Raw genomic sequence first — 21,034 nt, 5'->3', positions numbered from 1 at the left:
GCAAGCGGGCTTTTTATTGTCGCGAAACCTCTGGGCGGTTGGTCGGTCTCAATCATCCGGATCATAAAAGGAGTTAGGCATGGATCTAAGACAGGACACTCACAGCAAGGTCATCGGCTATCTGCTGTGGATCTTCGGCTTCCTCGGCGCGCATCGGTTCTACTACGGCAAACCGGTCACCGGAACCATCTGGTTCCTGACTTTGGGCCTGCTGTTCATTGGCTGGATCATCGACCTGTTCCTCATCCCCAGCATGGATCGCGAGGCTGACCTGCGCTTCAACGCCGGTGATACCGACTACAACGTGGCCTGGATTCTGCTGACTTTCCTCGGTTTCTTCGGTGTGCACCGCATGTACCAGGGCAAGTGGATCAGCGGCATCCTCTACCTGCTGACCTTTGGCTTCCTCGGTCTGGGTGTGCTGTACGACTTCTGGACGCTCAATGAGCAGGTTTCTCTGCGCAACGCCATGGCCGCCCGCTCGGCGCCCTGACAGGTGGCGCTCAGGCACTGGTGGGCTGTGCCCTCCGCTGCGCCTGGCTTCTCAGCGCAGGCGGCCATTGCCACGTATCCCATGCGCGGAATGCTAAGGTGACAGAAGGATCCCGCTGATTTTCCGGGTTGCCGGCGGGGCTGGCGGATACCGTCATGCGCGTCCAGCCGCGCCGGCGCTTGGGAGGAAATGTATGCGCCTATCTACGCTTGCCCGCATGTTGCTCTATGCACTGTCGCTATGGCTGGGCATGGTGTCGGCGCAGGCCCGGGAGCTGGTGGTTGGCGGTATTCCTGAGGAGCCAGTGCGTTATGTCGATCCGCGCGACGGGGTAATCAAGGGGCTCGATGTCGATGTGCTCGCGCATATCCTGACTCGCCTCGGTGTGGATTATCGAATTGTGCTGGAGTCATCCGCCGCTCGCCTGGAGAACAACTGGCGGCAAGGCAAGGTGTACGACATGGTGTTCACCTATTCCTTCAAGGATGAGCGCACGCCCTATCTGCTCTATGCCCGGGAAGCGCATATCCATAACAACTGGTACTTCTTCGCGCTCAAGGAAAATCTGGGGCGCTGGGATTACCAGCACTTTGCTGATCTGAAAGGCCTACGGGTCGGCGCGACTCAGGGTTTCTCCTATACCAAGGAGTTCTGGACTGCCGTGGAGGCGGGTATCTGGCATACCGATCTGGTGACTCAGCCTGCCCTGCAGATGCAGAAGCTGCTGCATGGTCGCATCGATATTGTCCCGTTACCGGCGATGGTGACGCTCTACGGGGCGCACCAGGGCGGCTATGCCGAGCGTATCGGCTATTTGCCCAAGCCGATCAAGAGCGAGGCTTATTTCAACACCTTCGTAAAAGGCTCGACCTATCCTGGGTTGGAGATGCTGGCCGAGCGTTACGACGAAGAGCTGCGGCGGATGAAGCAGGATGGCAGCCTGCTTGCCATTTACAGGCGCTACGGGCTGGAAGCGCATTACCCCTTCTGAGGCGCTTTGGCGCAATGCCCGCAGTCAGCCTGGCTTGCGCCAGGGCTGCTGTGGGGCATGCATGCTGGTGCGCCCCGTCAGGCCTGATAGCTGATGCGCCCGTCGACCAGGGTGTAGCGCACCTTGCCCGGCAGACAGTGACCGATGAACGGACTGTTGCCGCCCTTCGAGTACCAGGTTTCGCCGGCCAGGGTCTGCCCCTCGGCATCGAATAGCAGCAGGTCGGCGGGAGCGCCCACGGCCAGGCGGCCGGCGGGCAGGCGCAGGGCCTTGGCTGGGCCCGCGGTCAGGCGCGCGAGCAGGGTTGGCAGGTCGAGCAGGCCGTCCTGCACCAGGGTCAGGGCCAACGGCAGCAACAACTCGACGCTGCTGATGCCGGGCTCGGTGGCGCCGAACGGCGCCAGCTTGGCATCTGCTTCGTGCGGCTGGTGGTGGCTGGCGATGGCGCCGATCACCCCGGCCTTCAGGGCTTCGCGCAAGCCGTCGCGGTCACGCGCGGCGCGCAGCGGCGGTTGCACGTGGTAGAGGCTGGAGAAGCCCTGCAGTGCTTCGTCGGTGAGGATCAGCTGGTACATCGCCACGTCGGCGGTGACCGGCAGGCCACGGGCCTGGGCGGCGGCGATCATCTCGGCGCCGCGGGCGCTGGTGAGCTGGCTGAAGTGCGCGCGCACGCCGCTCTGCTCGACCAGCAGCAGATCGCGGGCCAGGGCCACGGTCTCGGCGGTTTCCGGGATGCCGGCCAGGCCGAGGAAGCTGGCGGTTGGCCCTTCGTGGGCCAGGCCGCCTTCGGCCAGGTCGGCATCCTGGGCGTGGAACACCACGGTCAGGTCGAAGGTCGCCGCGTATTCCAGGGCGCGGCGCAGGGTGCGGTTGTTGGCCATCGGTGCCAGGCCGTTGCCGAAGGCCACGCAGCCGGCGTCGCGCAGGGCCACCAGCTCGGCCAACTGCTCGCCGGCCAGACCCTTGGTCAGGGCGCCAATGGGGAAGACCTTGGCGTGTCCGGCTTCCTGGGCGCGGTCGAGGATCAGTTCGGCCACGGCCGAGGTGTCCAGTACCGGCTTGGTCAGCGGTGGGCAGCACAGGCTGGTCACACCGCCGGCAGCGGCGGCCAGGGTTTCGCTGGCGATGTTGCCCTTGCGGCTGTAGCCGGGCTCGCGCAGGGCCACGGACAGGTCGACCAGGCCGGGGCTGGCGATCAGGCCGCTGGCGTCGATGGTCTTGTCGGCGACGAAGCCGGCAGGTGCCTGGTCGATGGCAACGATCTTGCCGCTGTCGAGGTAGAGGTCGCTAGCCTGGTCGAGGCCGCTGGCCGGGTCGATCACGCGGGCGCCGAAGATACGGGTACGCATCAGTTCTGCTCCTCGGCATTCAGTTGACGCTGGGCGGTCTGGCCGCTCATGGCCATGGACAGCACGGCCATGCGGATGGCGATGCCGTAGGTGACCTGATTGAGGATCACCGACTGCGGGCCGTCGGCCACCGCCGATTCGATTTCCACGCCGCGGTTGATCGGCCCCGGGTGCATCACCAGGGCATCCGGCTTGGCCAGCTTGAGACGCTGCTCGGTGAGGCCGAATAGCTTGTAGAACTCGCCTTCGCTGGGCAGCAGGCCGCCCTGCATGCGCTCGCGCTGCAGGCGCAGCATGATTACCACGTCGACATCCTTGAGGCCGCTGGCGAGGTCGCTGTAGACCTTCACCCCGTACTGCTCGATGCCGATTGGCAGCAGGGTCTTCGGCCCGATCACGCGGATATCCGGGCAGCCCAAGGTCTTCAGCGCGAGCATGTTGGAGCGCGCTACCCGCGAATGGAGGATGTCGCCGACGATCGCCACCGAGAGGTTTTCGAAACCGCCCTTGTGCCGACGGATGGTGAGCATGTCGAGCATGCCCTGGGTCGGGTGCGCATGGCGGCCGTCGCCACCGTTGATGATCGCCAGGTTGGGGCAGACGTGCTCGGCGATGAAGTGCGCCGCGCCGGAGTCGGCATGCCGTACCACGAAGATGTCGGCGGCCATGGCTTCCAGGTTGCGCAGGGTGTCGAACAGGGTCTCGCCCTTGCTGGTCGAGCTGGTCGACACGTTGAGGCTGATCACGTCGGCGGACAGGCGCTGGGCAGCCAGTTCGAAGGTGGTGCGGGTGCGCGTGGAGTTCTCGAAGAACACGTTGCACACGGTCTTGCCACGCAGCAGCGGGACTTTCTTCACCGCGCGGGCGCCGACTTCGAGGAAGGAGTCGGCGGTGTCGAGGATTTCCGTCAGCAGCTCGCGGGGCAGACCGTCGAGCGAGAGGAAGTGGCGCAGCTGGCCCTGGTCGTTGAGCTGCAGCGAGCGCTTGGCGTCGATAGGCATGGGGGATTCCTAGGCGGAAAGGCGTTGCAGCTCGAGGGCGAGCGGCGCGGGGCCGAGCAATTTTACCCGCTCGTTGGCTGCCAGGGCGAGCGTTGCGCCGAGCACATCGGCATGGATCGGCAGCTCGCGGGCATTCAGGTCGAGCAGGCTGACCAGGGTCACGCTGGCCGGGCGGCCGTAGTCGAACAGCTCGTTGAGCGCGGCGCGGATGGTGCGCCCGCTCATCAGCACGTCGTCGATCAGTACCAGGTGCTGGTCTTCGATATCGAACGGCAGCGCGGACGGGCGTACCTGCGGGTGCAGGCCGCTGCGGGTGAAGTCGTCGCGGTAGAAGGATACGTCAAGGGTGCCGAGCGGCTGGTCCAGGCCCAGCTGCGCCAGCAGGGCCTCGGCGACCCACACGCCGCCGGTACGGATGCCGATGAAGTGGGCCTGTTCGATGCCGCGACTGGCCAGCAGTTGCTGCAACTCGGCGGCCATGCGCGGCAACAGTTCGGCGGGGTTGGGTAGGGTCATGGACGATCCTCGTGCAAATGGAAGCTGTTGGCACAACATAGCCGAGCGCGTGGCGATTACTGCGCCAAATGCGCGCGAAGCCGTTTAATAAAGGATGTCACGGGTGCTCGGCCAGCCAGCCTTCGAGCAGTAGTGCCGCGGCCAGGGCGTCGACCGGGTTGTCCCGGTAGCTGCCGCCGCGCTGGCCCTGGGCCATGCGTTCGCCCTTGGCCTCGTAGGTGGTCAGGCGTTCGTCGTGGGTGTGAACCGGCAGGTTGAAACGGCCGTTGAGGCGGCGGGCGAATTTCTCCGCACGTTCGCTCATCTCGCTCGGGCTGCCGTCCATGTTCAGCGGCAGGCCGACGACTATGGCGTCCGGCTGCCACTCCTTGATCAATGCTTCGACTTTCTGCCAGTCGGGGACGCCGTTCTGCGCCTTGAGCACGCACAGCTCGCGGGCCTGGCCGGTGATCACCTGGCCGACGGCGACGCCGATCTGCTTGCTGCCGTAATCGAAGCCGAGCAGCAGGCGCAGCGGTTTGTCCGGATTGCTCATGCGTGGCCGGCCTGGGCGCTGAGCAGGCTCAGGTTGACCCCGAGGCGGGCGGCAGCGGCGGCCAGGCGCTGGTCGAAGGGCAGGTCGAAGAGGATGTCGGCAGCGGCCGGGCAGGTCAGCCACGCATTGTCGACCAGTTCGGCTTCCAGCTGACCGGCTTCCCAGCCGGCGTAGCCGAGGGTGATCAGGTGCTGTTGCGGGCCAGTGCCGTCGGCGATGGCGAACAGCACATCCTGCGAGGTCGACAGGGCCAGCTCGCCCAGTTCGAGAGTGGCCTGGAAGGTCTGTCCGCTCGGGTGCAGGACGAAGCCGCGGTCAGTCTGTACCGGGCCGCCGGCGAAGATCGGCAGGCTCTGGCAGCGCAGCGGCGGCTCTTCGTCCGGGCGCAATTGTTCGAGTACGTCGGCCAGGCTGAGGTCATTCGGCCGGTTGATCACCAGGCCCATGGCGCCCTGATCGTTGTGTTCGACCAGGTAGGTGACGGTCTGCGCGAAGTTCGGATCGGCCATGTGCGGCATGGCGATCAGGAAGTGGTGCTTGAGGTAGCTGGGCGCGGAATTCTTCATGGGGCTAGTTTCGACCTTAAGACGACGGGCTTCAAGCAGCAGGCAAGGTCTGTAGGAGCGAGCTCTGCTCGCAAAGCCTTGACGGGCCTGGGTTCGCGAGCAGAGCTCGCTCCTACGGGCAAGCCACTAGTTGCTCGACAGACGGTCGCTGCGCTCAAAGCGCCAGGTGCGAGTGATTTGTACGATATCGAACTCCGCCATATCGCCAGTAAAGGGGGCGAAGGGCGCTGCAAGGCGCACGATGCGCTTGGCGGCTTCATCGAGTGCCGGCTGACCAGACGATTCAACAATTTGGAGGTCGTTGATTGTGCCGTCACGATTCACTGCAACCATGAGTATCAATGATCCATAGATCTTTTTGCGCCGGGCCTCTTCCGGATAATTCAGGTTGCCGACCCGCTCGATCTTTTTGCGCCATTCATCCTTGTACCAAGCGCCTTTGTCGCGCATGGTCGAGGCAGTATTCAGGCGATGGATCTTCGGGCGCTTGGCGTATTCCTGTATGTCCTGCGCCAGCTCCGCCTGTAGGCTGGCGATCTCCGCGGACAGCTGCTCAGAATCGAACACAGGTGCTGCGGGGGCTTCTCGTACGGGCTTTTCCTTCTCGCGCTTGACTGGTGTCTTCTGCTGCTGCGGGCTGCGTGTGGCGATGGCAGCCTTGGGTGCGGCTTCCTGGCGCTGCGCCTGGGGCGGTGCGCTGGGCGGGGTGACTCGCTTGACCTGGGTGTCCTGAAAGACGGCCTGTTCGGTGGTCTTCGGCGCGGCCTTGTGCTCCAGGGTGCCGCTGCCCTGCTGGTTGTTTTGCGCCAGGTAATCCGCGTCCTTGGGCTTCTCTTCGCTCTTGAAGGTGGAGAGGGTGATTTCCAGGCTCTTGCTCAGCGTGCCGGGTTTGGCCAGGGTGAAGCTGACGCCGAGGATCACGGCCAGGTGCAGGATGGTCGCGATGAGCAGGGTAAAGCCCAGGCGATCCGCGGGGCGGACGCTGGTGCTGGGCAATTGGGGTGGGAGCGTGGCAGCGTTCATCGACTTTCGGCGGGCAGCGGATTGCCGCGCAGTCTGCCGACTTCGCGCTTCACGCTGCAAGTCTTGCGTCCCAAGCTGTTAGCTGGATCAAGCTTGTGGCTGGAACTTGGCAGCTTGCAGTTTGTTTTCGATGGCCTCCATCAGGCGCTCGCCGATGCGGGTGTCGAAAGCCTTGTCGATCTCGCGGATGCAGGTCGGGCTGGTCACGTTGATCTCGGTGAGGTGTTCGCCGATCACGTCCAGGCCGACGAACAGCAGGCCCTTCTCGCGCAGCACAGGGCCCACCTGGGCGGCGATCCAGCGATCGCGTTCGGTCAGTGGGCGGGCTTCGCCGGTGCCGCCGGCGGCCAGGTTGCCCCGGGTCTCGCCCTGCGCCGGGATACGCGCCAGGCAGTAGGGGATCGGCTCGCCGTCGATCATCAGGATGCGCTTGTCGCCATCCTTGATCCCGGGCAGGTAGCCCTGCGCCATGCACTGCTGGGTGCCGTGGGCGGTGAGGGTTTCCAGGATCACCGAAAGGTTGGGGTCGCCGGCGCGGTGGCGAAAGATCGAGGCGCCGCCCATGCCATCCAGGGGTTTGAGAATGATGTCACGCTGCGCTTCGGCAAACTCGCGCAGAATGTCCGACCTGCGGCTGACCAGGGTCGGTGGCATGCAGTGGGGGAACTGGGTAGCGAACAGCTTTTCGTTGCAGTCACGCAGGCTCTGCGGGCGGTTGACGATCAGCACGCCGGCGCGTTCGGCCTGTTCCAGCAAGTAGGTGGAATAGACGAACTCGTTGTCGAAGGGCGGGTCCTTGCGCATCAGGATCACGTCCAGCTCGCGCAACGGGCTATCCTGTTCGGTATCCAGCTCGAACCATTTTTGTGGATTGTCGAAGACGCGCAGCGGTGACATCCGACCGCGGGCTTCGCCAGCGTTCTGATAGAGATCTTTCTGCTCCATATAGAACAGCGACCAGCCGCGGGCCTGGGCGGCCAGAAGCATGGCCAGCGAACTGTCCTTCTTGAAGCTGATCTGGTCGATAGGATCCATGACGATCCCCAGGCGCACGCTCATCGGGGCAAACCTCCGCAAATTAATCCGGCAAATAGGCCAGGGCGGCCATACTGAGATGCGCAAGGGTGGCGCTGGTGGCCCTGCCGGTCAAGGGAAACCCGGTAAAGACGGGGCTTATAGATTGCATCTGGAGAGTGTGCTAAAAAGGCCCGACGATTGGGTCGCAGCCCGTCGGTGGCAGGGCCTCAGGCACACTGTATAACGTAAGAATAATGACTCACCGAGGCGATGGTAGGGCAGACATGGAACAGCATTCCGAGGGTTTGAAGGTCATGGTGATCGACGATTCGAAGACGATTCGTCGCACCGCTGAAACTCTACTGAAAAAAGTCGGATGCGAAGTCATCACGGCTGTTGATGGCTTTGATGCACTGGCCAAGATCGCCGATACTCACCCGAGCATCATTTTCGTCGACATCATGATGCCGCGGCTCGATGGCTATCAGACCTGCGCCCTGATCAAGAACAACAGTGCTTTCAAATCCACCCCGGTGATCATGCTGTCCTCCAAGGACGGTCTGTTCGACAAGGCCAAGGGCCGAATCGTTGGCTCCGACCAGTACCTGACCAAGCCCTTCAGCAAGGAAGAGCTGCTCGGTGCCATCAAGACGCATGTCCCCGACTTCGTTCCGGTGGAGCAAGCCTCCTGATTTCCGGCCACAAGCCGGTGAAGCCTATTCCGTATGGGGAACTCCATGGCTCGTATTTTGATTGTTGATGACTCTCCGACTGAAATGTACAAACTGACTGCCATGCTGGAAAAGCATGGTCATCAGGTGCTCAAGGCGGAAAACGGTGCCGATGGCGTTGCCTTGGCCCGTCAGGAAAAACCCGATGCTGTGCTGATGGACATCGTCATGCCGGGGCTTAATGGCTTCCAGGCCACCCGTCAGCTGACCAAGGATGCGGATACCAGCCACATCCCGGTGATCATCGTCACCACCAAGGATCAGGAGACCGACAAGGTCTGGGGCAAGCGCCAGGGTGCGCGTGACTACCTGACCAAGCCGGTTGACGAAGACACGCTGATGAAAACTCTGAATGCGGTACTGGCCGGCTGAGACCGTGACAGTGCGTAGAGCCCAATAACAAGAAAAGGCCAAGGCCGGCATGTCGGACGCACAATCCCCCTTCCAGCTCCTCGTGCAAATCGATCAGCGCTGTCGGTTGCTGGCGGCTGGCTTGCCGTCGCAGCAGCAGGCGGTACAGACCTGGAGTGGCATTGGTTTTCGCATGGGTGAGCGCTACTTCGTGGCGCCCATGGGCGAAATCGGTGAAGTCCTGCATGAGCCGCGGCACACCTTGTTACCGGGCGTGAAACATTGGGTCAAAGGCGTTGCCAACGTACGTGGCCGGCTGTTGCCGGTCATGGATCTGTGCGGTTTCTTTGGTTCCGAACTGTCGCCGCTGCGCAAGCAGCGGCGCGTCCTGGTGGTGGACCACCAGGAAGTGTTCGCCGGGCTGACGGTCGACGAAGTGTTCGGCATGCAGCACTTTCCGGTGGATACCTTCTCCGAGCAGTTGCCACCGCTCGAAGCGGTAATTCAGCCTTTTATCCACGGTGTCTTCCAGCGCGAACAGCCCTGGCTGGTGTTTAGCCCGCATGCGCTGGCTCAGCATCACGACTTCCTTGCCGTGGCGATCTAAAGTTTTTCGGTTGGGTCGGCATTTGCCGGCCTTTTGGCGTTACATGGGAACCGTAGTGCGGTCGGTCCAGGCGGGGGCCAGATAATGAAAAAAATCAATGCAGGCAATCTTTTGGCAGGTGTGCGCAGTAACACGCTGATCGCCGGACTGTTCATCGTCCTGATCATTTCCATCGTGTTGTTGTTCGCCAACTTCGCCTATCTCAACACCCAGTCGAACTACGACAAGGAATACATCAGCCACGCCGGTGAGCTGCGTGTTCTGTCCCAGCGTATTGCGAAGAACGCCACCGAAGCGGCAACCGGTAAGGCCGAGGCCTTCCCGCTGCTGAAAGAGGCGCGCAACGGCTTCCAGGAGCGCTGGAGCTTCCTTACCGAGGGTAACGAAGCGACTGGCCTGCCTCCCGCCCCGGCCTCGATGCAGGCGGATATGGATGCGGTGCAGAAAGACTGGGACAGCCTGCGTAAGAACGCCGACGCCATTCTGGCCAGCGAACAGACCGTACTCTCGCTGCACCAGGTAGCCGCGACCCTGGCGGAAACCATTCCGCAGCTGCAGGTCGAGTACGAAGAAGTCGTCGACATCCTGCTGCAGAGCGGTGCACCGGCAGCCCAGGTATCCGTGGCCCAGCGTCAGTCGCTGCTGGCCGAACGTATCCTCGGTTCGGTGAACAAGGTACTGGCCGGTGACGATGATTCGGTGCAGGCCGCCGACATGTTCGGTCGTGATGCCAGCCTGTTCGGTCGCGTACTCAAGGCGATGACCGAAGGCAACGCCGCCATGGAAATCTCCCAGGTCACCGACCCGGATGCTCTCGAGCGTCTGGCCGAGATTTCCGAGCTGTTCCAGTTCGTCTCCGGTTCGGTGGACGAGATTCTGGAAACTTCCCCGGAACTGTTCCAGGTCCGCGAATCCGCCAGCACCATCTTCAGCGAGTCGCAGACCCTGCTGGACAAAGCCTCCGGTCTGACCGGCGGGCTCGAGAACCTGGCCAGCGGGCGCTACTTCAATACCCTGGCCGGTTATGTGCTGGGCGCTCTGGCATTGGCTTCGATCATCCTGATCGGTCTGGTGATGGTGCGGGAAACCAACCGCCGTCTGGCCTCGACCGCCGAGAAGAACGAACGTAACCAGTCCGCCATTCTGCGTCTGCTCGACGAAATCGCCGACCTCGCCGACGGTGACTTGACGGTAGCAGCGACGGTAACCGAGGACTTCACCGGTGCCATCGCCGACTCCATCAACTACTCGATCGACCAGCTGCGTGATCTGGTAGTGACGATCAACTCGACTGCTGTTCAGGTGGCCGCCGCCGCCCAGGAAACCCAGGCCACGGCAATGCACCTGGCCGAGGCTTCCGAACACCAGGCCCAGGAGATCGCCGGTGCTTCCGCGGCCATCAACGAAATGGCCGTGTCGATTGACCAGGTATCGGCGAACGCCTCGGAATCCTCCGCGGTAGCGGAACGTTCCGTAGCCATCGCCAACAAGGGCAACGAAGTCGTACACAACACCATCACCGGCATGGATAACATCCGTGAGCAGATCCAGGACACCTCGAAGCGGATCAAACGCCTCGGTGAATCGTCCCAGGAGATCGGTGACATCGTTAGCCTGATTAACGACATTGCTGACCAGACCAACATCCTCGCCCTGAACGCCGCGATCCAGGCCTCCATGGCCGGTGACGCGGGTCGCGGCTTCGCCGTGGTAGCGGACGAAGTACAACGCCTCGCAGAACGTTCCTCGGCGGCGACCAAGCAGATCGAGGCACTGGTTAAAACGATTCAGACCGACACCAACGAAGCCGTAATCTCCATGGAGCAGACGACTTCCGAAGTGGTGCGCGGTGCCCGCCTGGCGCAGGACGCCGGTGTGGCCCTGGAAGAGATCGAGAAGGTATCCAAGACCCTCGCGGCCCTGATCCAGAACATCTCCAACGCCGCTCGTCAGCAGGCCTCTTCGGCCGGTCATATCTCCAACACCATGAACGTGATCCAGGAGATCACCTCGCAGACCTCCGCCGGTACCACTGCCACCGCCAAGAGCATTGGTAACCTGGCCAAGATGGCCAGCGAGATGCGTAAGTCGGTGTCCGGCTTCACCCTGCCGGACGGTCAGGTCTGATCAACGGAGGCGCAGCGGCCTGAGAGGGTCGCTGCCCAGGGTTCCCGGCCATGAGCGAGGGGCACGGCATGCAGCCAAGCGGCGTCTGGGCCTTGAAACCCCTGGCCGATATGTCACAGGCGGAGTTTCGTGACTGGCAGGCCCTGCTCGAAGAGCGCACGGGCGTGGTGATCAACGAACAGCGGCGGGCATTTCTGCAGACCAACCTGAGCGCGCGCATGCGAGAGCTGGAGGTTGCCGACTACGCCAGTTACTTCCGCATGGTCACCGATGGCCCGCGGGGTGCGGTGGAGTGGTCGACCCTGCTGGATCGTCTGACCGTGCAGGAGACGCGCTTCTTCCGGCACCGGCCCTCCTTCGACGTACTCGACAGTTATTTGCGCGGCCGTTTGGCCACTGATCAACAGCAACAGCCCTGGGCACTCTGGAGCGTGGGTTGCTCGAGCGGCGAAGAGCCTTACTCGATGGCCATCTGCGCGGCCGAGGTGCTGCGTGAGACCGAGAGTGCGCAGCAGTTCGGCGTGACGGGCACAGATATCAGCCTGAATGCGCTGAGCAAAGCTCGCGAAGCGCTGTACGGCGCGCGCAAGCTGGAACAAATGGATGCAGACCTCTGTGAGCGCTACTTCGCTACCGAGGTTGATGGACGCTTCAAGGTAGTGCCGGATCTGGCGGCACGTATCTGTTTCGCCAGATTGAATGTGCTGGAACTGGGCAAGGCGCCCCTGTCCGGCATGGACGTTATCTTCTGTCAGAACATGCTGATCTATTTCCGCCGCTGGCGGCGCCGCGAAATCCTCAACCGCCTGGCCGAACGCCTGGCGCCTGGGGGGTTGCTGGTCGTCGGGGTGGGGGAAGTGGTTGGTTGGCAACACCCGGATCTGGTTCCGGTGGCCGACGAGCGTGTGCTGGCGTTTACCCGCAAGGGCTAAGAAAAGAATGATTGGAGTCGGTATGGGTGATCGGCACGACTATGTCGCCCTGGAGTGGGTCAAAGGCGAAATCGCGGAAACCCTGAAGCAGGCCCGCCAGGCCCTGGAGGCGTTCGTCGAGAACCCGCAGGACCCGACGCGCATGCGTTTCTGCCTGACCTATGTGCACCAGGTGCATGGCACCCTGCAGATGGTCGAGTTCTACGGCGCAGCCCTGCTCGCCGAAGAGATGGAGCAACTTGCCCAGGCCTTGATGGAAGGTCGCGTGAGCAACCAGGGCGAGGCTCTGGAAGTGCTGATGCAGGCCATCCTGCAGTTGCCGGCGTACCTGGAGCGGATCCAGAGCGCGCGCCGCGACCTGCCGATGGTGGTGCTGCCGCTGCTCAACGACCTGCGCGCCGCGCGCGGCGAGAAGCTGCTGTCGGAAACCAGCCTGTTCTCCCCGGACCTGTCCGGTCGCCAGCCAGCCCTGTCCCACGACTCCCTCGACAAACTGCGCACCGCCGAATTGCCGGTTCTGTTGCGCAAGCTGCGGCAGATGCTGCAGATGGCCCTGGTCGGGGTCATCCGCAACCAGGATCTGGCCACCAACCTGGGCTACATGGCGCGGGTTTTCGCGCGCCTGGAAAGCCTGTGCAAGGAAGCGCCGCTCGGCCCGCTGTGGCAGATCGCCTCCGGCATGGTCGAAGGCCTGGCCAATGGCAGCGTGGCCAATGGCGCCTCGGTGCGCACCCTGCTGCGCCAGGTCGACAAGGAGCTCAAGCGCTTGCTCGAACAGGGCGCCGATGGCATCAACCAGGCCGCGCCGGATGATCTGGCGAAGAACCTGCTGTTCTATGTGGCCAAGGCTCCTGCGCAATCGCCACGCATCCGTGCCCTGAAAGAACAATACCGCCTCGACGACGCGCTACCGGACAGCGAAGTGGTCGACGAGGAGCGCGCCCGCCTGGCCGGCCCGGACCGTGACGCCATGCGTTCGGTGGTCGCCGCCCTGTGCGAGGAACTGGTACGGGTCAAGGACAGCCTCGACCTGTTCGTGCGCAGTGATCGCAAGCAGGTAGCCGAGCTTGATGGCCTGTTGGCGCCGCTCAAGCAGATCGCCGACACCCTGGCGGTGCTGGGTTTCGGCCAGCCGCGTAAGGTAATCGTCGACCAGCTCGACGTGGTTCACGGCCTCTCCGTCGGCCAGCGCGAGCCCAGCGATGCCGTGCTGATGGATGTCGCCGGCGCCCTGCTGTATGTCGAAGCGACCCTGGCTGGCATGGTCGGCCCGTCCGATGACCGTCAGGGCGAGCAGAGCCACCTGCCGACCACCGATGTGGCACAGATCCACCAGCTGGTGATCAAGGAAGCGCGTACCGGGCTCGAACAGGCCAAGGACGCCATCATCGAGTTCATCGCCTCGCAGTGGAATCATGAGCACCTGGCCCGTGTGCCGGAGCTGCTGACCCAGGTGCGTGGCGGTCTGGCGATGATTCCGCTGACCCGCGCCGCCGCCCTGCTGCAAGCCTGCAACCGCTATATCCAGGAACAGTTGCTGGCGCGCAAGGCCGTGCCCAACTGGCAGAACCTCGACACCCTGGCCGACGCCATCACCAGCGTCGAGTACTACCTCGAACGCCTGGCCGAAGACCACGCGACCCAGGGTGACCTGATCCTCGATGTGGCCGAAGAAAGCCTCGACAGCCTCGGCTACCCGCTCAAGGAAAAGCCCTCGATCCTCGACCGTGTCGAGCCGGTGGCAGAAACCTTTGCCCCCCTGGCCGATCCGCTGCACGACATCGATGTGCTGTCCGCCGAAGAGCCGCAGGCTGTTGCCGAGCCCGAGCCCGAGCCCGAGCCCGAGCCCGAGCTGCAGTTGGCCGAGGTGGAGTCGCTCGATCTTGAGCCGCTGAGCGACGCCGCCTCTTTCAGCATGGATGAGCTGAGCAGCGAGTTCGCCGCCCTCGAACAACCGGCTAGCGATACCGAATTGCTGGTGACCGACGACAACTGGAGTCTGGGTGAAGCCGACAACGCCGATCTGGGCGCTGGCATCGACCTGAGCCTGGATGCGCCGCTGGAGCTGGCGGAGTCCGAACCGACCGACGAATTGCCCAGCCTGGAACTTGCCGAACTGCCGGCGCTGGACGTTGATGCTGCACCTGCAGATCTCGATCTGCAGCTGGAAGAATTGAATCTCGACGAAATCGGTGACGAGCCGCTGAGCTGGGATACGGCGGAAATTGCCGAACTGGACCTACCGGAAGTCGAGCTGTCGAACGAACCGTTCGCCGTCGAAGTGCCCGCTCCGCTGGTCGACAAGCCGCTGTCCATGGCCGATGTGATGGCCACCCCGGTGCAGGCGATCAACCCGCCCGCCCAGGATGTGCCGCCGAGCCTGCTGCCGCCGCCCGCCGACGAAGAGCCGGTGGATGAAGAGCTGCTGGAGGTCTTCGTCGAGGAAGTCGGCGAAGTGCTGGAAACCCTTGGCGAGTACTTGCCGCAGTGGTGCGCCGACACCACCGACAAGGATGCCCTCACGGAAATCCGCCGGGCTTTCCACACCCTCAAGGGCAGCGGCCGCATGGTCCGTGCCCTGATTATCGGGGAGCTGGGCTGGTCGATCGAGAACCTGCTCAACCGCGTGCTTGACCGCAGTATCGAGGCCAATGCCCCGGTGCAGCAGGTGGTCAAGGATGTGGTCGCGCTGATGCCGGCCCTGGTCGAAGAATTCGCCGCTCACGCCCAGCGTCAGCGCGACGATGTCGACCTGCTGGCTGCCACCGCCCACGCCCTGGCGCGCGGTCAGCAGCCGCCACCGAGCGGTCCTGGCTCGGCACCCAGCGTCGAGACCGAATTAGCGGTTGTCGAGGTGCTGCAAAGCGAGAGCGAGCCGCAGCCGGATGGACCGGCTATGCAAACGCTCGCTGAACTGGACGAAGCCCTGGATCCGCAGCTGCTGGATATTTTCCGCAATGAAGCGGAGACCCACCTGGATGCCCTGGTCGGCTTTCTTGCCGACTGCGCCCAGGAGCTGCCGCAGCCGGTCACCGATGATCTGCAGCGTGCCCTGCACACCCTCAAGGGCAGTGCGTACATGGCCGGCATCCTGCCGATCGCCGAGATCGCCACGCCGCTGGAAAAACTGGCCAAGGAATTCAAGGCCAATCTGATCCCCATGGATCTGGCCGAAGCCGAATTGCTGCACCGTGCCGAACAACTGTTCCGCGCCGGTCTGGAGCAGCTGGAAAGCCAGCCGTTGGCGCCGATCCCTGGTGCTGCCGAGCTACTGGCCGATGTGCACAGGCTGCACCAGGAGCGCCTGGATACGGCCGATCAGGCGCGCCACGACGAACAGGGTGAGACCCGCGATCCACAGTTGATCTCCATCTTTCTCGCCGAAGGCATGGATATCCTGCTGGATGCCGAGGACCTGCTGCGCAAATGGCGCGAGCACCCGAGCGAGCAGCAAGAACTGAGTGCCTTGCTGGAAGAGCTGACCACCCTCGGTCGCGGCGCCGAAATGGCCGAGCTGCCGCAAATCGACGAGCTGTGCCAGGCCCTGCTGGCCCTGTACCAGGCCGCCCAGGAAGGCCGTCTGGCGATCAGCGAGCGCTTCTTCAGCGAAGCCGAAGCCGCCCATGAAGTGCTGATCGGCATGATGGATCAGGTGGCTGCCGGCCTGCAGGTCAGCACCCAGCCCGAGCGGGTCGAGGCGCTGCAAGCCTTGCTCGGCGAGTCCATCGACCCGGCTGCCCTGGCGCTGCTGGAGCCCGAGGCCGCGGCCAGCCTGGAAATCACCGAGCTCGAAAGTATCGAGCTGGATACACCGCCAATAGATGAAGCAGCGCCGGTAGTAGACAGCGCTGAGCTCGAGCCGCCCGTTTCGTTCAGCGAGCCTGTATCGGTGTTCGATGAGCCCGTGCCGGTCAGCAGCGGCATGCCGGAAGATATCGACGAGGAAATGGTCGAGATCTTCCTGGAAGAAGCCGTGGATATTCTGGAAAGCGCCGGCCAGGCCCTGGATCGCTGGCTGGGCGAACCGGACAACAGCCTGGCGCTGTCTTCCCTGCAGCGCGACCTGCACACCCTCAAGGGCGGCGCGCGGATGGCCGAGATTCGTGCCATCGGCGACCTGGCCCATGAGCTGGAATCGCTCTACGAAGGCCTGGTTGACCGGCGTTTCAGTTATTCGCCCTACCTGGCCAGCCTGCTGCAGCAGAGCCACGACCGCTTGGCCGTATTGCTCGAGCAGCTGCAGGGCAACCGTCCGCTGGCCGACTCCACTGCGTTGATCGAGGCGATCCGTAGTTTCCGCCAGGGTGGCGGTGCGCCGAGCTTGTCCGCTGCGGCCGTGGCCGTGCAGCCTGATTTCGAAGCCGAAGCCGAAGCCGAAGCCGAAGCCGAAGCCGAAGCCGAAGCCGAAGCCGAAGCCGAAGCCCTGCCTGAGCTGCAAGTGGAAGAACAAGCGGTCGAGCTGAGTCAGGCCGATAGCCCGCTGGTCAGTGAGCTGGCCGAGTCCGCGGAAATGGACCTGGCCGAGCTGGCCGATGTGCAGTTCACCGCGCCGCAGCTGGACGACATGTCCGCTCCGGCCAACGACGAGTGGCTGAATACCGCTGTCGAGGCCGTGCCCTTTGTGGTCGAAGAGCCGCACCTGGAAGACCTGCCGAATCTCAGCAACAACGAATGGTCGCTCGAAGGGGCCATGCCGGAACTGGGCAGCGAGCCGTTGCCGGCTGAGTCCGCGCCCGTCGAAGGCCTCGTAGCGGCAGATTTGCCGGTCGATGCCTGGGCGCTGGATGACAGCGCAGAGCTCAGCGAGCTGCCAGCCAGCGAAGAAATTATGGATCTGCCGGCCGACGTCGCAGCGGCACCGGTCGACGACTGGGCCATGGCCGAGTTGCCTGCGCTGGAAAGCACTGAGCTACCCGTCGAGGCGCCTGCTGCTTTCGCCCCGCCGAGCGTGGTGGAGGATGAGCGCGATCCAGAGCTGGTGGAAATCTTCCTCGAGGAAGGTTTCGACATCATCGAGAGTGCCGGCGGTGCGCTGCAGCGCTGGATGGAGGATGTCGACAACACCCTCGAAGTCGAGGCCCTGCAGCGCGACCTGCACACCCTCAAGGGTGGTGCGCGGATGGCCGAGATTCGGGAAATTGGCGACCTGGCCCACGAGCTGGAGTTCCTCTACGAGGGCGTTGGCGATGGTCGCCTGCGTGCCGGCCAGGATCTGTTCGGCCTGCTCCAGGCCTGCCACGATCGCCTGGCAGAAATGCTCGAAGCGGTACGTGACCAGCGTGCGGTGCCGGATGGCGAAGCGCTGATCGCCACCATCAAGCAGTTTCGTGCCAACCCTGCCGAGCAGCTGAATATTCCCTCCAGCGTGCACCTGCAACCGGTGGTGGAAGAAGACTCCGCCGCTGAAGCCGAGATTCTCGATATCTTCCTCGAGGAAGGTGACGACCTGCTGGAGGCCATGGAAGCCGCCCTCGGCCGCTGGGAAAGCAATCGCGAAGACGGCAGCGCCATTGATGAGCTGCTGCGCATCCTGCACACCCTCAAGGGTGGCGCGCGGTTGGCCGGCCAGAAGCTCCTCGGCGACCTCAGTCACGACCTCGAACAGCACCTGACCGAGGCGCAGAAGCAGGGCGCTCCATGGCCGGAAAGCCTGTTCCTCGACGTGCAGTCCGGCTTCGAAGGCCTGCAGGCGGCACTAGACCAATTGCGCAAGCGCCTGGACGACAGCCAAACCGCCGAAGTGCAGGCCGCGCCACTTGCCGCCCCTGAGCCGAGCACCCTGGCGCCGACCCCGGTGGCCTTGAGCACACCGCTGGTGGCCGCCAGCAGCAAGCCGCAGGCGCAGCAGCAGGTCAAGGTGCTGCCGTTCGTCGAGCGCGCCGCCGAGGCTGCCGCGCGCGTCGCCGCGCAGCGCGCGCCGCAGGAACTGGTCAAGGTGCCGGCCGATCTGCTCGAAGGCCTGGTCAACCTGGCCGGTGAGACCTCGATCTTCCGCGGTCGGGTAGAACAGCAGGTCAGCGACTTCGGTTTCACCCTCGGCGAGATGGAAGCCACCATCGAGCGGGTGCGCGACCAGTTGCGCCGCCTCGATATCGAGACCCAGGCACAGATCCTCAGCCGCTACCAGGCCGAGGCCGAGCGTGCCGGCTACGAAGATTTCGACCCGCTGGAAATGGACCGCCACTCGCAGCTGCAGCAGCTCTCGCGCGCGCTGTTCGAGTCGGCCTCCGACTTGCTCGACCTGAAGGAAACCCTGGCCACGCGTAACCGCGATGCCGAGACCCTGCTGCTGCAGCAGGCGCGGGTCAACACCGAGCTGCAGGAAGGTCTGATGCGCACCCGCATGGTGCCGTTCGATCGCCTGGTACCGCGCCTGCGCCGCATCGTCCGCCAGGTGGCGGCCGAGCTGGGCAAGCAGGTCGAATTCCATGTCGGCAACGCCGAAGGCGAGATGGACCGTACCGTGCTGGAGCGCATCGTCGCGCCGCTGGAACACATGCTGCGCAACGCCGTTGACCACGGTATCGAGCCGGCCGACAAGCGTCGCGCCAGTGGCAAGCCGGAGGTCGGCAACATTCGCCTGAGTCTCGGTCGCGAGGGTGGCGACATCCTCCTGACCCTGGCCGACGACGGTGGTGGCATCCGCCTCGAAGCGGTACGCCGCAAGGCCATAGAACGCGGCCTGATGGACGCCGACTCCGACCTCAGCGACCACGAGATCCTGCAGTTCATCCTCGAGGCCGGTTTCTCCACCGCCGAGAAGGTCACGCAGATTTCCGGGCGTGGCGTCGGCATGGACGTGGTGCACTCCGAGGTCAAGCAGCTCGGCGGTTCGATGAGTATCGAGTCGACCGTGGGCGAAGGCACGCGCTTCCTGATCCGTCTGCCGTTCACCGTGTCGGTCAACCGTGCGCTGATGGTGCTCTCCGGCGAAGACCTGTACGCCATCCCGCTGAACACCATCGAAGGTATCGTGCGCGTCTCGCCGTACGAGCTGGAGGCCTACTATGCGCCCGACGCGCCGCGCTTCGAGTACGCCGGTCAGGCCTACGAACTGAAGTACCTCGGCGATCTGCTGAACAACGGCCAGCAGCCCAAGCTGATCGGCCAGAGCCTGCCGTTGCCGGTGATCCTGGTGCGCTCCAGCGAGCACGCCGTGGCGGTGCAGGTGGACAGTCTGGCGGGCTCACGCGAGATCGTGGTGAAGAGTCTCGGCGTACAGTTCGGCGCGGTGCATGGTATTTCCGGTGCGACCATCCTCGGTGACGGCCGCGTGGTGGTGATTCTCGACCTGCTGGCGACCATCCGCGTGCGCCATGCGCACCTGCTCGGTCAGCTGCAGCAACCGCGTCTGGCCAGCCATGTGGCGCAGACCGCGGCGGAAATCGAAGCCGAGCGGCCGACTCTGGTCATGGTGGTCGACGACTCGGTTACCGTGCGCAAGGTCACCAGCCGCCTGCTCGAACGCAACGGCATGAACGTACTGACGGCCAAGGACGGCGTCGACGCCATTGCCCAGCTGCAGGAACACAAGCCAGACATCATGCTGCTGGACATCGAAATGCCGCGCATGGACGGCTTCGAAGTGGCCACCCTGGTGCGCCACGACGAACGCCTGAAAGACCTGCCGATCATCATGATCACCTCGCGTACCGGTGAGAAACACCGCGAGCGGGCCATGGCGATTGGCGTCAACGAATACCTGGGCAAGCCGTACCAGGAATCCGATCTGCTCGAAAACATCCAGAAGTTGGTCAAGCGCCATGAGTGAGACTCGCACAGCTGCAAGGATTGCCGTGATTGCCGATACCTCGCTGCAGCGCCATGTGCTGCAGCAGGCGTTGTCCGGCAATGGATATCAAGTGGTGCTCAACAGCGACCCGGCCCGACTCGACGAGGAAGCCCTGGCGGCCTGCGAGCCAGACCTGTGGCTGGTCGACCTGGCGCAGTCGGAAGACTCACCGCTGGTCGAAAACCTGCTCGAGCGCTCCAATGCGCCGGTGCTGTTTGGCGAAGGCCATGCCCCGGAGCGCCATTCGGAGAATTACCCGCGCTGGGAGCGCAGCCTGTTCGGCAAGCTCAAGCGCCTGGTCGGCGACCCGGCCCAGGTTATCGGTCCAGGCCTCGAAGCCCTGCTCGCCGAGGCGCAGCGCCCCGGCCGCCTGGAGCTGCCCGCCGCCTTGGCCGATACCCCGCTGGTGGCCGGCGAACCGGCCCGCCAGGTCTGGTTGCTGGCGGCCTCGCTGGGTGGCCCCGAGGCGGTCAAGGCCTTCCTCGACGCCTTGCCCGGCGGTCTGCCGATCGGCTTCGTCTATGCCCAGCACATCGGTGCCAGTTTCGAGACCGCGCTGCCGCAGGCCGTCGGCCGCCACAGCCAGTGGCACGTCAACCCGGTGCGTCATGGTGACCCGATCCGCTGCGGCGAGGTGGTGGTGGCGCCGGTATCCCATGAGCTGGGCTTTGCCGAAAACGGTGCCATGCAGGTCACTGACCGCGCCTGGCCGGAACCCTATAGCCCCTCCATCGACCAGATGATGCTCAACCTGGCCCAGCACTTTGCTGGCAACTGCGGCGTGATCGCCTTCAGCGGCATGGGCAGCGATGGCAGTGCTGCCGCGGCCTACGTGCGCCGCCAAGGTGGGCAGATCTGGACCCAGCGTGCCGACAGCTGTGCCTGCCCGAGCATGCCCGACAGCCTGCGCGAGGGTGGCTACAGCGTTCTCAGCGGCGACCCGCGCGAGCTGGCTGAAGCACTGGTGAATCACCTGGCCGAGCAGTGCGCCTGACGCATGCTG

At 64.0% G+C, this 21,034-nt stretch carries 16 protein-coding genes; 9 read left to right on the top strand and 7 right to left on the bottom strand.

Annotated features, from left to right (window positions below; translation table 11 throughout):
- The first annotated feature begins 79 nt into the window (after nt 1–79).
- Together LRS11_RS04245 and LRS11_RS04240 are read left to right on the top strand one after the other, a co-directional pair.
- Entirely contained in the window at nt 80–493 is a 414-nt protein-coding gene (locus tag LRS11_RS04245; RefSeq protein ID WP_260495664.1) for a TM2 domain-containing protein, read from the top strand.
- A 193-nt stretch (nt 494–686) separates the two neighbouring features.
- Nucleotides 687–1,484, top strand: a complete 798-nt coding sequence (locus tag LRS11_RS04240; protein WP_260495663.1) for an ABC transporter substrate-binding protein — start codon at nt 687–689, stop codon at nt 1,482–1,484.
- Nucleotides 1,485–1,561: 77 nt separating this feature from the next.
- Here the strand turns inward: LRS11_RS04240 and LRS11_RS04235 are convergent, their stop codons facing one another.
- The 7 genes from LRS11_RS04235 to gshB form a co-directional block, all read right to left on the bottom strand.
- Nucleotides 1,562–2,833, bottom strand: a complete 1,272-nt coding sequence (locus LRS11_RS04235; protein WP_260495662.1) for a dihydroorotase — start codon at nt 2,831–2,833, stop codon at nt 1,562–1,564.
- The gene (locus tag LRS11_RS04230) at nt 2,833–3,834 is read right to left on the bottom strand and encodes an aspartate carbamoyltransferase catalytic subunit (RefSeq protein ID WP_260495661.1); all 1,002 of its coding nucleotides are present in this window, start codon (nt 3,832–3,834) and stop codon (nt 2,833–2,835) included. Before LRS11_RS04230 ends, LRS11_RS04235 begins: the two co-directional genes overlap by 1 nt.
- A gap of 9 nt (nt 3,835–3,843) precedes the next feature.
- The gene (gene pyrR, locus LRS11_RS04225) at nt 3,844–4,350 is read right to left on the bottom strand and encodes a bifunctional pyr operon transcriptional regulator/uracil phosphoribosyltransferase PyrR (RefSeq protein WP_260495660.1); all 507 of its coding nucleotides are present in this window, start codon (nt 4,348–4,350) and stop codon (nt 3,844–3,846) included.
- A 97-nt stretch (nt 4,351–4,447) separates the two neighbouring features.
- Nucleotides 4,448–4,885, bottom strand: a complete 438-nt coding sequence (ruvX, locus tag LRS11_RS04220; protein ID WP_182832810.1) for a Holliday junction resolvase RuvX — start codon at nt 4,883–4,885, stop codon at nt 4,448–4,450.
- Nucleotides 4,882–5,451 (bottom strand): YqgE/AlgH family protein, encoded by a 570-nt coding sequence (locus LRS11_RS04215; protein WP_260495659.1) that lies wholly within the window; start codon nt 5,449–5,451, stop codon nt 4,882–4,884. Before LRS11_RS04215 ends, ruvX begins: the two co-directional genes overlap by 4 nt.
- 126 nt (nt 5,452–5,577) lie before the next feature.
- Nucleotides 5,578–6,474 carry an energy transducer TonB gene (locus LRS11_RS04210; RefSeq protein ID WP_260495658.1) on the bottom strand — a complete coding sequence of 299 codons (897 nt, stop codon included), beginning with the start codon at nt 6,472–6,474 and terminating at the stop codon, nt 5,578–5,580.
- Nucleotides 6,475–6,561: 87 nt separating this feature from the next.
- Complete coding sequence (gene gshB / locus LRS11_RS04205) at nt 6,562–7,533, bottom strand: glutathione synthase (protein WP_260495657.1); 972 nt, start codon at nt 7,531–7,533, stop codon at nt 6,562–6,564.
- A gap of 242 nt (nt 7,534–7,775) precedes the next feature.
- Between gshB and pilG the strand changes: the two genes are divergently transcribed.
- From pilG to LRS11_RS04170, 7 genes are all read left to right on the top strand, one after another.
- Nucleotides 7,776–8,183: a twitching motility response regulator PilG gene (gene pilG, locus LRS11_RS04200; protein WP_160077107.1), complete on the top strand. Its 408-nt coding sequence runs from the start codon at nt 7,776–7,778 to the stop codon at nt 8,181–8,183.
- A gap of 45 nt (nt 8,184–8,228) precedes the next feature.
- Complete coding sequence (pilH, locus tag LRS11_RS04195) at nt 8,229–8,594, top strand: twitching motility response regulator PilH (protein ID WP_068824882.1); 366 nt, start codon at nt 8,229–8,231, stop codon at nt 8,592–8,594.
- Nucleotides 8,595–8,643: 49 nt separating this feature from the next.
- Entirely contained in the window at nt 8,644–9,180 is a 537-nt protein-coding gene (locus LRS11_RS04190) for a chemotaxis protein CheW (protein ID WP_260495656.1), read from the top strand.
- A gap of 84 nt (nt 9,181–9,264) precedes the next feature.
- Nucleotides 9,265–11,307: a methyl-accepting chemotaxis protein gene (locus LRS11_RS04185; protein WP_260495655.1), complete on the top strand. Its 2,043-nt coding sequence runs from the start codon at nt 9,265–9,267 to the stop codon at nt 11,305–11,307.
- 68 nt (nt 11,308–11,375) lie between these two features.
- On the top strand, nt 11,376–12,239 hold the full coding sequence (locus LRS11_RS04180) for a CheR family methyltransferase (RefSeq protein WP_173211737.1): 864 nt from the start codon (nt 11,376–11,378) through the stop codon (nt 12,237–12,239).
- 22 nt (nt 12,240–12,261) lie between these two features.
- A complete protein-coding gene (locus LRS11_RS04175) occupies nt 12,262–20,010 on the top strand; it encodes an Hpt domain-containing protein (RefSeq protein ID WP_260495654.1) in 7,749 nt (2,582 codons plus the stop codon).
- The gene (locus tag LRS11_RS04170; RefSeq protein WP_260495653.1) at nt 20,003–21,025 is read left to right on the top strand and encodes a chemotaxis protein CheB; all 1,023 of its coding nucleotides are present in this window, start codon (nt 20,003–20,005) and stop codon (nt 21,023–21,025) included. The genes LRS11_RS04175 and LRS11_RS04170 overlap by 8 nt, the downstream gene beginning before the upstream one ends.
- Nucleotides 21,026–21,034: the final 9 nt, after the last annotated feature.

The sequence above is a fragment of the Pseudomonas sp. J452 genome, assembly GCF_024666525.1.
GTDB lineage: Bacteria > Pseudomonadota > Gammaproteobacteria > Pseudomonadales > Pseudomonadaceae > Aquipseudomonas.
The sequence above is the reverse complement of the archived record's forward strand: the minus strand, read 5'-3'. Positions and strand labels throughout refer to the sequence as shown.

Coding starts and splice junctions, on each gene's coding strand:
- LRS11_RS04170 (WP_260495653.1), top strand. CDS start 20,003: ATGAGTGAGACTCGCACAGCTGCAAGGATTGCCGTGATTGCCGATACC.
- pilG (WP_160077107.1), top strand. CDS start 7,776: ATGGAACAGCATTCCGAGGGTTTGAAGGTCATGGTGATCGACGATTCG.
- LRS11_RS04180 (WP_173211737.1), top strand. CDS start 11,376: ATGCAGCCAAGCGGCGTCTGGGCCTTGAAACCCCTGGCCGATATGTCA.
- ruvX (WP_182832810.1), bottom strand. CDS start 4,885: ATGAGCAATCCGGACAAACCGCTGCGCCTGCTGCTCGGCTTCGATTAC.
- LRS11_RS04230 (WP_260495661.1), bottom strand. CDS start 3,834: ATGCCTATCGACGCCAAGCGCTCGCTGCAGCTCAACGACCAGGGCCAG.
- LRS11_RS04240 (WP_260495663.1), top strand. CDS start 687: ATGCGCCTATCTACGCTTGCCCGCATGTTGCTCTATGCACTGTCGCTA.
- LRS11_RS04215 (WP_260495659.1), bottom strand. CDS start 5,451: ATGAAGAATTCCGCGCCCAGCTACCTCAAGCACCACTTCCTGATCGCC.
- LRS11_RS04175 (WP_260495654.1), top strand. CDS start 12,262: ATGGGTGATCGGCACGACTATGTCGCCCTGGAGTGGGTCAAAGGCGAA.
- pyrR (WP_260495660.1), bottom strand. CDS start 4,350: ATGACCCTACCCAACCCCGCCGAACTGTTGCCGCGCATGGCCGCCGAG.
- LRS11_RS04235 (WP_260495662.1), bottom strand. CDS start 2,833: ATGCGTACCCGTATCTTCGGCGCCCGCGTGATCGACCCGGCCAGCGGC.
- LRS11_RS04190 (WP_260495656.1), top strand. CDS start 8,644: ATGTCGGACGCACAATCCCCCTTCCAGCTCCTCGTGCAAATCGATCAG.
- LRS11_RS04245 (WP_260495664.1), top strand. CDS start 80: ATGGATCTAAGACAGGACACTCACAGCAAGGTCATCGGCTATCTGCTG.
- LRS11_RS04185 (WP_260495655.1), top strand. CDS start 9,265: ATGAAAAAAATCAATGCAGGCAATCTTTTGGCAGGTGTGCGCAGTAAC.
- pilH (WP_068824882.1), top strand. CDS start 8,229: ATGGCTCGTATTTTGATTGTTGATGACTCTCCGACTGAAATGTACAAA.
- gshB (WP_260495657.1), bottom strand. CDS start 7,533: ATGAGCGTGCGCCTGGGGATCGTCATGGATCCTATCGACCAGATCAGC.
- LRS11_RS04210 (WP_260495658.1), bottom strand. CDS start 6,474: ATGAACGCTGCCACGCTCCCACCCCAATTGCCCAGCACCAGCGTCCGC.